Source organism: Rossellomorea sp. SC111, assembly GCF_024733565.1.
In the GTDB taxonomy this organism is placed as follows: Bacteria; Bacillota; Bacilli; order Bacillales; family Bacillaceae_B; genus Rossellomorea.
This window is the reverse complement of record NZ_JANIOC010000006.1, coordinates 173,159-188,509: the sequence shown is the minus strand read 5'-3', so window position 1 is coordinate 188,509 and position 15,351 is coordinate 173,159. Positions and strand designations below refer to the sequence as shown.

The 15,351-nt window shown below is 43.5% G+C and carries 12 protein-coding genes; all 12 read right to left on the bottom strand.

Annotation, left to right across the window (positions count from 1 at the left end):
- Window positions 1–1,275, bottom strand: a complete 1,275-nt coding sequence (gene yfmF, locus NQ095_RS09915; protein WP_258263305.1) for an EF-P 5-aminopentanol modification-associated protein YfmF — start codon at window positions 1,273–1,275, stop codon at window positions 1–3.
- Window positions 1,276–1,546: 271 nt separating this feature from the next.
- A complete protein-coding gene (locus tag NQ095_RS09910; protein ID WP_258263304.1) occupies window positions 1,547–2,506 on the bottom strand; it encodes an ABC transporter permease in 960 nt (319 codons plus the stop codon).
- On the bottom strand, window positions 2,507–3,556 hold the full coding sequence (locus tag NQ095_RS09905) for an ABC transporter permease (RefSeq protein WP_258263303.1): 1,050 nt from the start codon (window positions 3,554–3,556) through the stop codon (window positions 2,507–2,509).
- Window positions 3,549–5,084, bottom strand: coding sequence for an ABC transporter ATP-binding protein (locus tag NQ095_RS09900; RefSeq protein WP_258263302.1), 1,536 nt, complete (start codon window positions 5,082–5,084; stop codon window positions 3,549–3,551). Before NQ095_RS09900 ends, NQ095_RS09905 begins: the two co-directional genes overlap by 8 nt.
- 209 nt (window positions 5,085–5,293) lie before the next feature.
- Window positions 5,294–6,388 carry a BMP family lipoprotein gene (locus tag NQ095_RS09895; protein WP_258263301.1) on the bottom strand — a complete coding sequence of 365 codons (1,095 nt, stop codon included), beginning with the start codon at window positions 6,386–6,388 and terminating at the stop codon, window positions 5,294–5,296.
- Between the two features lie 50 nt (window positions 6,389–6,438).
- Window positions 6,439–7,164, bottom strand: coding sequence for a GntR family transcriptional regulator (locus tag NQ095_RS09890; RefSeq protein WP_258263300.1), 726 nt, complete (start codon window positions 7,162–7,164; stop codon window positions 6,439–6,441).
- Between the two features lie 425 nt (window positions 7,165–7,589).
- Window positions 7,590–9,953, bottom strand: coding sequence for a DNA translocase FtsK (locus NQ095_RS09885; RefSeq protein ID WP_258263299.1), 2,364 nt, complete (start codon window positions 9,951–9,953; stop codon window positions 7,590–7,592).
- 184 nt (window positions 9,954–10,137) lie between these two features.
- Window positions 10,138–10,344 (bottom strand): YlzJ-like family protein, encoded by a 207-nt coding sequence (locus NQ095_RS09880; RefSeq protein ID WP_258263298.1) that lies wholly within the window; start codon window positions 10,342–10,344, stop codon window positions 10,138–10,140.
- Window positions 10,341–11,075: a ClpP family protease gene (locus NQ095_RS09875; protein WP_258263387.1), complete on the bottom strand. Its 735-nt coding sequence runs from the start codon at window positions 11,073–11,075 to the stop codon at window positions 10,341–10,343. Before NQ095_RS09875 ends, NQ095_RS09880 begins: the two co-directional genes overlap by 4 nt.
- Window positions 11,076–11,219: 144 nt before the next feature.
- On the bottom strand, window positions 11,220–12,887 hold the full coding sequence (locus NQ095_RS09870) for a ribonuclease J (RefSeq protein ID WP_309137631.1): 1,668 nt from the start codon (window positions 12,885–12,887) through the stop codon (window positions 11,220–11,222).
- Window positions 12,888–13,173: 286 nt separating this feature from the next.
- A complete protein-coding gene (gene dapA / locus NQ095_RS09865) occupies window positions 13,174–14,046 on the bottom strand; it encodes a 4-hydroxy-tetrahydrodipicolinate synthase (protein WP_375162828.1) in 873 nt (290 codons plus the stop codon).
- 22 nt (window positions 14,047–14,068) lie between these two features.
- Entirely contained in the window at window positions 14,069–15,307 is a 1,239-nt protein-coding gene (gene dapG / locus NQ095_RS09860; protein WP_258263295.1) for an aspartate kinase, read from the bottom strand.
- Between the last annotated feature and the right edge of the window lie 44 nt (window positions 15,308–15,351).

Here is a 15,351-nt window from a genome sequence, read left to right as displayed (position 1 = left end):
TTATCCCTCCATTCCTGTTAGAAAGTAAATCGTATCAAGTTCAACTTTATTTGCGGCTTTTACGATATCATCTTTTGTTGTCTTCTCAATCTCATCCAACCAATGTTTCAGGTCGATTTCTTCATGAGCTACGGCATTATGGTAAAGAACTTCAACCAAACCTCTTGACGTGTCGATGGTTTCAAGGAGCTGGTTACGGATGACCGCTTTAGTCTGGTCGATTTCTCCATCCGTGAAGTCTCCATCCTTCATCGCCTGAAGCTGCTCGTTGATGATTCCTACCGCTTGATCATACTTCTCAAATTCGATACCGGACATCACCATCAATAAACCTTTATGACTCTCGAGACGGCTCGCAGCATAATATGCCAGGCTCGCTTTCTCCCTCACATTGATGAACAATTTGGAATGGGAGAAGCCCCCGAAAATACCATTGAATACTTGAAGAGCGAAATAGTCATCGTCGCCATATTGAGTATGTGTACGATAACCCATGTTCAGCTTTCCTTGTTTCACATCCTGTTTTTCTTTTACCACGTTTTCTTTTTCCTTTTCCTTCACAAGGGAAGCATCTACTTGTTTAGGAGTACGTTCACTTAATTCAAGCAGTCGATCACAGAGGCTTTCAACCTCTTTAACATCGACATCACCGATCACATAAAGATCAAACTGATCTTCATCCATCACTTTTTGATAATAATCATATAAATTCTTCGAAGTAATGGACTCCACTTCTTCACTTACACCGTTTACATGGAGGGCGAAACGCTCACCCTTACACATTTCTTCCACGAGTCTTGAATTGGCATAGCGCATTTTATCGTCATATACTGCTTGAATTCTTACCTTTTGATTCCGTTTTTCTTTTTCGACTGTTTTCTTGTCGAACTCATTGTTTTCAACAAGAGGGTTCTGAAGGACATCTGCAAGGAATTCGATTCCTTTTTGAAGCAGGGGCTCAGAATCCTTCAAAAACTTTTCGTTGGCGATTTCAACAGACATACTGACCACATGGTACTCACCTTTTTTACCTAAATCCACAAAAAAGTTCGCTCCATATAACTCATCCAGATGGGAGCGTAACTCAGTTGTGCTCCGATAGGTCTTTGTGCTGCTCTGCATTACATGGGGGAGCAATCCCCGTAACGTAATTGTTTCGGGGTCGAGGGGGGCTTTCATCTTTAATACGAGGCTATTGGTTTTATACTTATCCGTTTGAACGATATGTAGCGTGTAACCAGGTTTCTTCTTTATTATTTCGTTTATGGCTGTCATCGTACCGTCCTCCTTAGTTCCATACTTTCATCGATTTAAAAGCAAAATTAATAAACACCCTTATTGTGCGGTATTTATGTATAACTATACATGTAGAGAGAGATTGATTTCAAGCATCTTCCTCTGTTGGTAAAATACACTTTTGAATAAACCATTATATGCATATGGATTTCCCTTTATGTTTGATTCAAAAACCATTTCAAACGCAATTTAAACAAAGAAAAAGGATATCCCTATTTTCAGGATATCCTTTCAATTATTCTCGATACTATTAACGGTTTCCTTTGATGTATGGAGTACCAAGAGCTTTAGGTGCATCTGCTCGACCGATGAAGCCGGTTAGTGCCAGAATGGTAAGCACATATGGCGCAATCAACAGGAATACACTAGGGATGTTTTCAAACAACGGGATACTTGATCCGATGATACTTAAACTTTGAGCGAAGCCGAAGAACAGGGCCGCTCCCATGGCTCCAAGTGGATGCCATTTCCCGAAGATCAAGGCTGCAAGGGCCATGAACCCTTGTCCACTGATTGTTGCATGACTGAAGTCAGAGGAAATCGCCTGCGCATATACTCCCCCTCCGACACCTGCAAAAGCGCCGGAAATGATGACACCGATATAGCGCATCTTCGTAACATTGATCCCCATTGTGTCTGCGGCCATAGGATGCTCACCTACAGAACGCAATCTTAAGCCGAATGGAGTTTTGAACATAATGAACCAGACAATGAAGGATACAAGGATCGCGACGAATGGCGGCCAATATGTGTTAGAAAAGAATATATCTCCGATGACCGGAATCTTGTGTAGTAAAGGAACATCGATTTTGCCGAATCCTTCAGAGATGATATCCGTTTGTCCCTTTCCATATATACGTTTGACCAAGAAAAGAGTCAATCCCACTGCAAGAAGGTTGATGGCGACACCGGAAACGACCTGGTCAGCCCTGAATGTTATAGAAGCAACTGCATGCAGGATGGCAAGCAGTGCCCCCATCGCCATGGCAATGATCAAAGCCACCCATGGTGTCGCAGCACCGAAAGTATCAGCAAATGCAAGGTTAAATACGATACTTGAGAATGCACCTATGACCATCAGACCTTCAAGTCCGATATTTACTACGCCTGAACGCTCTGAGAACGCCCCTCCCAAAGCAGTGAAAATAAGTGGTGTCGCCCACAGTAATGTTGATGGGATGAGGATCGTCAGAATATCAAAAAAACCCACTTATTTCACCCCCTTTTTACTAAATCGTTGAATCAGATAACGAATCATATAACCGGATGCTACAAAGAAAATAATAAGGGCAATTATGATGTCGACAAGTTCATTTGGAATACCGGCATCCAGTGGCATATTCAGTGCCCCCACTTTGAGACCACCAAATAACAGGGCGGCGAACACTACTCCGATGGCTGCATTACCACCAAGAAGGGCCACAGCGATCCCGTCGAATCCGACGCCTGTAAATCCTCCCTTGATTGAAGCATAGCCGAATGTACCAAGGCCTTCCATCGCTCCAGCAAGGCCAGCAAAAGCCCCTGAGATGACCATGGAAAGGATGATGTTACCGTTCACGTTCATGCCGGCGTATTGAGAAGCGTGCTGGTTGAATCCTACAGAACGAAGCTCATATCCACGCGTTGTCTTTTCAAGCAAGAACCACATTATGAATACACATGCAAGTGCGATGAAAATCCCCCAATGCAATCGGGAGTAATCTGTCAGGCTTTCAAAGAAAGGTGACTTCAATGAAGCTGTATCCGCAATCATTTCTGTACGATCTTTACGGTCAGTAATGACATCACGGATAATGGCATTTGTAACATGAAGAGCAATATAGTTCATCATGATCGTGACAATGACTTCATGTACGCGGAATTTCGCTTTAAGAAGTCCCGGTATAAAGCCCCATAGCGCTCCTGCAAATGCGGCAGCAATGATTGCAAGGGGTAAATGGATCAGTTTAGGTAAATCATCAAAGGCTACCCCTACCCATACCGCTGCAAGCCAGCCCACAATCAATTGACCTTCCACACCGATGTTAAATAGACCCGTTCTAAAAGCAAAGGCAACAGCCAGTCCTGCTAAAATATATGGTGTCACTTGACGGATTGTTTCTCCTACATAATAGATCTCCCCGAAGATCCCATTCCATAATGCAGCGTAACCTGCAATCGGGTCATACCCACTCACCAGCATGATGATCGTTCCGACAATGATTCCTAAAAGGACTGAGATTACCGGGATTAATATATTTGTTAAGCGGTTAGACATGTGATTCCCCTCCCGTTTCCTTCCTCTTCGAACCTGCCATTAAAAGTCCAAGTTCTTGTTCGGTTGTTTCCCTAGGATTAACAATCGCTACAATTTGACCTTCGTAGATAACGGCGATACGGTCACTTACATTCATGATTTCATCAAGTTCAAATGACAGCAGGAGAACCGCTTTTCCATTATCTCTTTGTTCAATCAGACGTTTATGGATAAACTCGATCGCCCCTACATCAAGTCCCCTGGTCGGCTGGGCAGCAATCAATAGATCCGGATCCCGGTCAACCTCACGACCGATGATTGCTTTTTGCTGATTCCCGCCGGATAAAGCACGGGCCAGGGTGAATTCTGATGGAGTCCTGACATCAAATTCCGATATCAATTTTCTTGCCTGATTGTAAATATTTTTATAACTAAGTACCCCTTTGTTTGAATACGGTTTTTGGTAATAGGTCTGGAGAACCATATTTTCCCCTATAGGAAAATCAAGTACCAGGCCATGTTTATGCCTGTCCTGAGGAATGTGACCTACACCTGACTCGTAAATTTTACGGGGTTTCATATTTGCGATTTCTTTTCCATTCAGTTTGATTGAACCACTGTCGACTTTATGGAGACCTGTGATGGCCTCAATCAACTCACTTTGTCCGTTTCCGTCCACACCGGCTATGCCAAGGATTTCCCCTGCTTTCACCTCAAGGTTCAACCCATTTACAACAGGGACATTTCGCTGATCTTTTACGTTTAAGTCACGAATCTCGAGAACATTATCACTAGGTGTAGCTTCTTTCTTCTCTGTTTTAAATGTGACTTCACGTCCCACCATCAGGCTGGCAAGGTGATTCGGGTCAGTTTCCGAGACTTTCACCGTGCCGATCCCTTTACCCTTTCTGATAACGGTTACATTATCACACACTTCCATGATCTCTTTTAGCTTGTGAGTGATGAGGATGATTGATTTACCTTCTTTAATCAGTGTTTTCATGATTTGAATCAGTTCTTTAATCTCCTGCGGTGTCAAAACAGCGGTCGGTTCATCAAAGATCAGGATTTCCGCCCCTCGGTAAAGTGTTTTTAAAATCTCTACACGTTGCTGCATACCTACAGAAATTTCAGAAATTTTAGCGCTCGGATCTACTTTCAATCCATATTTTTCAGAGATATCCAGGATATCTTTTTCCGCTTTTTTAATATCCACCGTGGCTCCGGATTTCGGCTCTCTTCCAAGGATGATATTCTCTGTTACAGTGAAGGTATCAACCAGCATAAAATGCTGATGGACCATACCTATCCCAAGATCATTGGCGATGTTCGGATTGGTAATGTTCACTTTCTGTCCTTTTACCCGTATTTCTCCTTGTTCAGGTTGGTATAGCCCGAATAATACATTCATTAAAGTTGACTTACCTGCACCATTTTCACCAAGAAGCGCATGAATTTCACCTTTTTCGAGCTGAAGGGTAATATTGTCATTTGCTACGATGCCGGGAAATTCTTTGCGGATATTCAGCATCTCGATTACATAATCCATTGCTAATCACTCCTTGCATAGACTAGGGATATTTATCTAGTAGTTAGAGGTCAGACCTTCACTACTCAGAAAAAAAAGGGTTTCCCCGAATAAAAATCTAAATGAAAGATAGAAATGTTCTATACTTCAATTAAATTTCTATTAAAATATATATCTCTTATTTATCAGGACAGGGGCCAGTGTTAGCTGGCCACCTATCCCATAAGGTATTAGTTAGCTGAGAAAGCTTCCGCATCCTTGATCGTTTCAGGAACTGTTACTTCACCGCTAGTAATCTTTTCTTTCCATTCATCTACTTTTTTCATGACTTCATCTTTGTTGGAAAGTTCGGCATTCAGTTCAGCAAGTCCCACGCCGTCTTCTTTAAGACCGTATAGGATTTGTTCTCCGCCTGGGAAGTTTCCTTCTTTCGCTTTAGTGGATAGATCCACTACAGCGTTATCAACGCGTTTCAATGCAGATGTAAGGATGATGTTATGATCTCCTACTTTACCTTCTGCAGATTGATCAGAGTCAACGCCGATAGCCCAAAGTTCACGTGAAGGATCTTTTTCTTTCAGGTCACGTGCTTCTTTGAATAATCCATTACCAGTTCCACCAGCTGCGTGGAAGATTACGTCAACATCTTGAGTGTACATTTTTGATGCGATTGTTTGTCCAAGTTCAGCTTTGTCGAATGCACCTGCATAGTCTGCAACGATTTCCGCATCAGGATTGACCGCTTTAACACCAGCAATGAAACCGGAGTGGAAGCGTTCGATTACCGGGATCTCCATACCACCGATAAATCCGATTTTATTCGTTTTAGTAGCAAGTCCAGCTGTTACACCAGCAAGAAAAGAAGCTTCTTGCTCCTTGAACATGATGCTTGCAACGTTTGGTTGATCTACTACAGCATCAACGATTGCGAAGTGTGAATCTTTTTGTTGTTGTGCAATTTCTGTAATTGCACCTTCCATAAGGAATCCGATACCATATACTAAGTCAAAGTCTTGACGAGCTAATTTGTTTAAGTTCGTAGCATAGTCAGCATCTGATTGTGACTGTAAGTAGTCAAATCCATCTTTACCTTTTTCCAGGTCGTTTTCTTTACCGAAGGCTTTAAGACCTTCCCATGCTGATTGGTTGAAAGACTTATCATCCACGCCACCAACATCTGTAACCATTGCTACTGTAAATTGATCTTCTTTCTTGCCTTCACCACTAGATGCACCTTCTTTGTCCTCGCTTGTTCCACAAGCACCTAATAATGTACCTGCTGCCAGAACAAATGACAACGCTAAACCGAATTTACGTTTTTTCACCTAGAGTACCCCCTATTATTGTAATAAATTAGTAGTAAGATGAATTGCTGTTATACGCGTTTTCTAAGTACCTGGAAGCTGAATTTGTCTGATCGGAAATAGTTTACGGAATACAGGATCGGCTCATCGTTTTCATCAAAATGCATTTGTTTTAAAACGAGTAAGGCCGTTTCCGGTTCGCAATTTAGAATAGGGGAAATTTTATCGTGATATCCCATTGGTTCAATTTGTGCCACGGCATGGGTAATTCTCTTATTCTCCCGTTTTTCTAAAACGGTGAAAATCGAATTGTCCTCATGGGTAAAATTCCTCGGCATGACTTTCTCGGGAATTTTGTCCACACAATATACAACCGGTTCCCCGTTTGCAGTTCGAACCCTTTCTATGAGGATCACTTCGTCCTCTTCATTGCAAGTAAACCTCTTCACATCATCCTCAGTAGCTTCTTGAGTTGTTGAGCTTAAGAAAATGGTCCCTGGCTCCATACCAGCCTGCTTGATCATGTTCGTTACACTGTTCAGCTGCTCGATACCTGAAGTGAAGAGCGGCTTGGCGTTTACAAATGTACCTACACCATGACGTCGTACGATGACACTTTCTTCCTCAAGAATTCTGAGAGCTTCCCTAAGAGTAGCTCTACTTACACCTAATTGTTTGGAAAGATCGAATTCAGATGGGAGTTTTTCTTTTTCTTTGTAAATTCCCGCCTCGATATCCTTCTTCAAACGATCAATTACTTGTAAGTATAAATGCCGATTGTCTGTTTTTATTGTCACTGGAACCACCACCACATTTTCTCAAGACATCAGACCTCTGATGTATATCTTTCCTACTAATCGAAAATACTATAACACTTTTCTTTTGATAAATAAATAGCATTGTGTGATTTTGTCGAAAAAAATGATTAGAATGACAATTTAGAATCCTTTTCTGTAAAATTATTGAAAAAATAGTTGAATACATCGGTTGAAATGGTATATATTAACTACTTTTTTACAGTCCTATCGTTTTTCGTTATCATTTTTTACATACTCTAAACAAAGGCATTACATTTGTAAACGCTTTTAATAGTATAACACATTCGTGGATAAACCCGTATCACTTTTATTAAAGCGTATTCAAATGATGGATTTCCCTCATTTTACTCATTAAAAAAAGGCATGTTACTCCATCCGAAATGAATAGAGTAACACACCTTTGGTTATGAACTTTGCTCTTCTGATGGTTTGCCGACCAGGACGGTTCTTGGCTTACTGCCTTCATATGGGCCTACGACACCCCTTACTTCCATTTCATCGATCAATCTCGCAGCCCTTGTATAGCCGATCCTGAATCTTCTTTGAAGCATCGAAACGGATGCTGTTTGCATTTCCGCAATCAACTGGACGGCATCATGATATAACTCGTCCTCCGCTTCCCCTGACTTCTCATCCTCCGGTACTTCATCGGGAATCATTTCTTCCTGATATTGAGCCTTTTGTTGAGAGATGACAAAGTCAACGATTTCTTCTACTTCTTCATCTGATAAAAATGCACCTTGCACCCTTGTGGGCTTGGATGCCCCTACAGGCATAAAGAGCATATCGCCTCTTCCCAACAGCTTTTCAGCACCACCGGAATCCAGGATCGTTCTGGAATCGGTTTGGGATGATACGGCGAAGGCAATCCTTGACGGGATATTGGCTTTAATGACCCCTGTTATGACGTCTACCGACGGACGCTGCGTCGCTATGATAAGATGGATCCCGGCAGCACGTGCCATCTGTGCAAGCCTGGTGATGGCATCCTCCACGTCGTTCGAGGCGACCATCATGAGATCCGCCAGCTCGTCTACAATGACAACGATATAAGGTAGCAGAGGCTGTTTATCTTCATTTTCTATATTCTGTCTCTTAACGTAGTCATTGTAACCTTCAATATTCCTCGTTCCCGTATGAGAGAATAACTCATACCTTCGCTCCATTTCACTTACAACCTTCTTTAATGCCTGGGACGCTTTCTTGGCATCTGTTACGACGGGAGCCAGGAGATGTGGAACTCCATTGTACACGTTAAGTTCAACCATTTTCGGATCAATCATCATCAGCTTAACTTCATGGGGCTTTGCCCTCATGAGTATACTCGTGATGATGCCATTGATACATACACTCTTACCGCTGCCTGTTGCACCCGCTACTAGTAAGTGAGGCATTTTATTCAGCTCAGCAAGTACCGCTTCACCGGTAATATCACGCCCTAAGCCAATCTGCAGTTTGGCATCCGGTTTGTTATGCTCCTTCGCCTCAAGTACCTCCCGCAGGGACACCATGGCTACTTCTGAGTTCGGAACTTCTATACCGATGGCCGATTTACCAGGGATCGGGGCTTCAATCCGAATATCTTTCGCCGCAAGGGCCAACGCCAGGTCATCACTCAGGTTGACGATCCTGCTTACTTTCACCCCTACATCTGGATGTACTTCATACTTCGTGACTGCTGGACCAAGGTGGACTTGTGTCACTTTCGCCTTTACTCCGAAGCTCTGGAATGTTCTTTCAAGCTTTGCGGCGTTGGCATGAATCAATTGATACTCGTTACTCTGATCCGTTTTTCTCGGGGTTTTTAATAAAGAGATTGAAGGAAGCTTGTAATCTTTATTTTCCACTTCCGTAAAGGTGATCGGCGGGGCTGCTTCCGCTTCCCCTTCCACATCGCCCTCTTTCCTAGATGAAGATGCCTCTTTATCGTTACTGGTCACGTCCCCTGAAGAGACGGGGTCTTCTTTTGATTGTGATCCGCCATATGCACGCTCTGCGAAATTCGAAATGATCGGTTCCCGTGTTTTTTCTTCCTGGGGAAGCATTGGTGCAGCATGTTCTTCTTTTCTTAATGGTGCATCTTGCTTTGTCTTCTCTTTTATTTCTTTTTTCTTGGAATTCTCTTCTTTCCAGTCGCTCATATCCTGTTTAAATGCAGACCATTGCCCACTCATGAACGTCCCAAAGCGTTTCCCTGCTCTTCCAAGTACGTCCCCAATGGATTTACCTGTCACAAGGATGATGCCGATCATAATGAAAGTTGCGCTGACGATCCTAGCTCCCTGGGAATCAAATAGAAAGTAGGATACCGCAAACAGGATGCTTCCGATCATTCCCCCTCCAAGATCGGAAGTACTGGATTCACCGTTGACGTCCATCCAATATAAATCCCAAGTATTCATGATGACACTGGGATTAGCGAATGAGCCGTCATTTGAAAGGAGATCAAATAATTTCACATGACTTAAGAGGAGGAAACTGGCAATGATGATGTACACCCCGACAAGTCTCCTGCTGAATAACATCGGAACCTCTCTCTTAATCATAAGGTAGCCAGCTACATACAGCATCCATAGAAGGGCAATCATATACCATTCCCCCAGGAAGAAACGATAAAAATATACAAGTGCCTTTCCAACGGCTCCAAGCTCTATGATCGATATCAAGCTTAATGCGGCCAGGATCAATCCGATGATCTCATACTTGATCGTCTGTTTTAGAGCCGAGCCGGTTTGAGAGCGTTTTTTTCTTTTTTTCCGTTTTGCCAAACCATTCACCTAAATTCTGTTGAAGTCTATCTGATTTATGTACTAAAAGATGAAGAAAGGGCTGACCCTTTGGGGCAATGTATGTGCCTAAGGTGTCAAACCCTTCCCGTGAACTTTCCGTATCTACTGTCTTCTTAGTAATATTATAACATAACCACTATTTCGGGAAAATCCTCTTTCTCACTTAATTGTTGAGATATTCCCCTGGGCAAATTTGATCATTTAAGTAGTGGGCGGGATCACTGCTCATGACCCTGATGATTCGATATTTGTTTTCTTCCTGTTGGACCAGAAGGGGAACACCCTGATAGTTTATCATCATTTGCCCGCTAAATTCATTTCCATCGGCCGGGAACACCAGATCATTGGGAACCATTGTGTAGAGGATCATTGCACCAGCCCCTCTTGTGGATCTGCGTGCTTCTTCATCTCGATCAATTCATTGATCTTTCTGATTGCCGAACCGATGCCGCCAATCCCGTCGATCAATCCGTACTCCACGGCATCATCCCCCACCACATTCGTCCCTATATCCCTTGTAAGGTTCCCTTTTGCAAACATAAGATCTTTAAAATCCTCTTCCGTGATATTGCTGTGCTTGGTGACAAAGCTGACTACCCGATCCTGCATTTTATCCAGATACTCAAATGTTTGGGGCACACCGATGACTAAACCGGTTAGTCGAACGGGGTGGATCGTCATGGTAGCCGTACTTGCAATGAAAGAGAAGTCGCAAGATACAGCAATCGGAACCCCGATGCTATGTCCTCCCCCAAGCACGACAGAAACAGTAGGTTTTGATAATGAGGCTATCATTTCGGAAATGGCCAGACCCGCTTCTACGTCTCCCCCGACCGTGTTCAGAATCACAACCAGCCCTTCGATTTTGGGATTTTGTTCAATGGCCACAAGCTGGGGGATGACATGCTCATACTTTGTTGTTTTATTTTGAGGCGGAAGCTGCATATGTCCTTCTATCTGCCCCACAACGGTGAGGCAGTGTATATTGGAGTCTTGAGAAAGTTGTGGAACATTGGTTTGACCCAGCTGTTGAATCTTTTCCATCAATCCAGACGGCTTGTCTTTCTGATCATCCTGTCCTTTATTTGGCTCATCCTGCATATGTTCACGATATTGTTCCATGAAAACATCTCCTTTTCATTCCCATTCTCTTGTTATTATTTTAATATGGGAGTGTTTTCATACTTTATTCTTTAGGTTCAAATAAATATGGGACTATTTGTTTGTAACAAATAGCCCCATACGTCATACTTCCATGATGATCGGTAAAATCATCGGTCTTCTTCGTGTTTTATTAAATAGGAAATAATTTAGTTGATCCCGGATGTCCTGCTTGATCGCTGTCCATTCAAAAGATCCTTTTTGGAGATAGGAATGGACCACATCCGTCACGATTCCCCCTGCCCCTTCGATCAGTTCCTCGGATTCCCTTACATAAACGAAGCCCCTGGAGATGATTTCAGGTCCTGAGACGATGGACTTCGATCTTCTGTTAATGGTGACGACGACCGTAAACACACCGTCTTCCGATAATAACTTACGATCACGAAGAACAATATTCCCTACGTCCCCGACACCGATTCCATCGATCAATACATTACCCGCCTGAACACGGCCGCTCATTCTCATCTTACCATCTTTGTATTGAAGCACGTCTCCCCTATCCATGATAAAGATTTGCTTATAAGGAAGTCCGGTATCATGGGCGAGCTGGGTATGAGCGACGAGCATTTTATATTCACCCTGGATCGGGATGAAGTACTTCGGTTTCATGATATTCAACATGAACTTTAAGTCTTCCTGACTCCCGTGTCCTGACACATGAACTTTTTTCGTCGCGGTTAACACATTTGCTCCGGCTCTGTATAGCATGTCGATCGTCCTGCCTACAATCACTTCCATGCCTGGGGAAGGTGTGGCGGTAATGAGGACCGTGTCACCCTCCTCAATGTTCACAAGACGGTGGGAACGCTTGGACATACGTTGAAGTGCTTCAAACGGTTCCCCTTGAGTTCCTGTTGCGATAATGAGGACTTCATCTTTAGGATAATCCTCCATTTCGTCAATTCCGATGATCATTTCATCCCGGACATGAAGGTATCCGAGTTTCAAGGCAACATCATAGACTCTCTTTAAGCTCTTCCCGACCACAGCCACTTTTCGATTATTCTGCTCAGCTGCATCGAATACCTGCTGAAGACGAATTAAATTCGAGGCGAAGCATGCCACTATCACTCTCCCTGAAGCTTTTCTCAAGGCGTCCGTAATATGTTGTTCGATAACCGACTCTGGTGTTGTAAACCCTGGTCTCTCGGCCTCTTTACTGTCAGACAACAGACAAAGGACACCCTTCTCACCGATTTGCGCCATCTTGCCTAAATCCGGCCGGTAAAGATGTTTTGCAGATTGATCGAACTTGAATTCCCCTGTATGGACGATGACTCCTTCAGATGTATGTATGCACACCCCGACTGAATCGGGAATACTATGTGTGGTTTTAAAGAACGTAACATTCACACCGTCAAAAGTAAGGTAGCTATCAGAATGAATCGTATAGAACTTCACATCATCCCTGATATGCTCATCTTTCAAACGTGCCTTTACCAGTGCATTCGTTAAGCGTGTTCCATATACTGGAGCCTTGATCTTTGTTAATACATAGGAAATCGCACCAATACTGTCCTCATGTCCATGAGTGAGGAAGATCCCTTTTACCCGTTCTTTATTTTCAATCAAATATTGTATGTCAGGAATGACAATATCGATCCCAAGCATTTCATTTTCGGGAAACATAAGTCCTGCGTCGATTACGAATATTTCATCGTCAACTTCAATCACGTACATGTTCTTGCCTATCTCTCCCACTCCCCCGAGTGGTATCACCTTAATGCTTTCATTCTTTATCTTACTCACCATTATGTCCTCCTATGCTGTTCCTTCCCCGATCTTCAATCAGTTATATTCATTATACTTGATACCATTTTGGTAGTACAACCAATTTTATCCTTCATATTCAGGATGAGGAAAAAGACTGCAATCATTTATTCTACGTTACTATTTCGATACGGTAAGAATAAATCCTTCTTCTTTTGAATAATTGTCTTTCGAGTAACCAAACCGATCTTGTCCTATAAGAAAAAAACAAAAGACCGCGAAGGACATATCTTCACAGTCTTTAGGATATAGTCTGTGCATTAAATTAAGATAACACTTCGAGCAAGTGAGACAGTTTTGCTCTTTCTACTTCTGTTAAGGGGATCAGTGGCAATCGCACAGATCCGACGTCCAGGCCTTTCATCTGGAGGGCTGTTTTCACCGGAGTGGGGTTCGGGCTGGTAAACAGGCCTTTCATGATCGGAAGGAGCTTTTGATGCAGCTGGGCTGAATGGATGAGGTTCCCTCCTAAAAAGGCTGAGACCATCTCCTGCATCTCATTTCCAATGACATGGGAAGCCACTGACACAATTCCCGCCCCGCCTATGGATAATACCGGCAGGGTGAGGCCGTCATCACCACTGTACAACTTAAAATCATCAGTCGTATGGGAAATGATTTCAGTCATGCTATCCAGATCCCCACTTGCTTCTTTCACAGCAACGATGTTCACAATTTTCGAAAGACGTATAATCGTTTCAGGTGAGACATTGACGCTAGACCTGCCCGGAATATTATACAGCATGACAGGTAAGGAAGTTGACTCTGCAATCACCTTAAAATGCTGGTACATCCCTTCCTGACTCGGCTTATTATAATAAGGCGCTACAAGCATGATGGCATCGACGCCTGCCTCCTCCGCCTTTTTAGTAAGTTCGATCGAAGCATGTGTGTTGTTGCTTCCCGTCCCGGCAATGACCGGAATTCTGCCATTGACCACTTTCACGACATGACGGAATAATGCAATCTTCTCTTCTTTTGTTAAGGTGGGAGACTCCCCAGTAGTGCCTGCTACTACTAATGAGTCGGATCCATTCTCTATCAGATAATGGATTAATTGCGTCGTTTTAGTAAAATCAATATTTCCTTTACGGTCAAATGGTGTTACCATCGCCGTAGAAACGCGGCCAAAATTCAATCTAGTCACTCTCCTCGTAAGTTTATCCCACTCTGAATGTAGCATTTCTTTCTTGTAATTGGAATGTATCATGAAGGGCATTGATGGCATTGATCATGTCCATTTCCTTCACCAGAACCCAGATGGTCGTATGACTGTCTGCTGATTGAAGTATACGGATCCCTTCGTTAGACAGGGAAGAAACAATGGCAGAGGTCACTCCGGGGACACCTGTCATTCCCGCTCCCACTACTGAGATCTTAGCACACTCCGACTCTATGATGGGGTTATGCCCTATCTTTCTTAAAACCCTGATTGCATCACCCGCTACCGAAGAACCCACCGTGTACACGACTCCTCTCGGGGAAATATTAATAAAATCGACGCTGATTCCCTCTTTGGCCATGGCTTTGAACACTTCGGCCTGAAGATTGTACTGGTCTTCCTTAGCGAATACCTTAATTTGGGTGAGGTTCGAGACGTGAGCGATCCCTGTGACGGGGTGACTCCTGAACTCTTTATGGGCCTTCGTATTTTCCAATGTCGTCACGAGAGTGCCTTCTCCATTTGAATAGGTTGAACGGATCCGGATCGGCACATTCGAATTCATGGCAATTTCGACCGCCCTCGGATGGATTACCTTAGCTCCCTGATATGCCATGTTACACACTTCATTATATGAAACGACCGTTATCGGTCTTGCCTTGGAAGAAATGCGGGGATCCGCAGTCATGACCCCTTCCACATCTGTGAAAATATCGATGTAGTCCGCTTTTAATGCGACTCCAAGTGCAGAGGCGGAAGTATCGCTCCCCCCTCTGCCGATGGTGGTCACATCCCCGTCCTTGGTCGCTCCCTGAAAGCCTGCCACTACGACGGCATCATGATGTTCCAGTTCCCTTACCAAACGGCTGCATTTCATCTCTATAATTTTTGCATTGTTAAAATCGTTATTCGTCCGGAATCCTGCCTGGGCCCCGGTCAGGGCTGTCGAACGGATTCCATGCTCGAGGAGCATATTGGAAAAGACCAGACTCGAAATGATTTCTCCACAGGATAATAAAAGGTCCTGCTCCCGTTTGCTGATTGAAGTATTTTTGCCTCCGATTAAGGACAACAGGGAATCTGTGGCGTAGGGTTCACCTTTTCTTCCCATTGCTGAAACGACTACCACCACTTTATACCCTTTATCAATTGCTTGTTTCGTATGGGCAATTGCCTTCAAACGACTTGCCTCATCACGTACAGAAGTTCCACCAAATTTTTGAACGATCACTTTCATGACTACACCTCGTTGTCATATTCAAGAGGTATCTGGAAGACGAT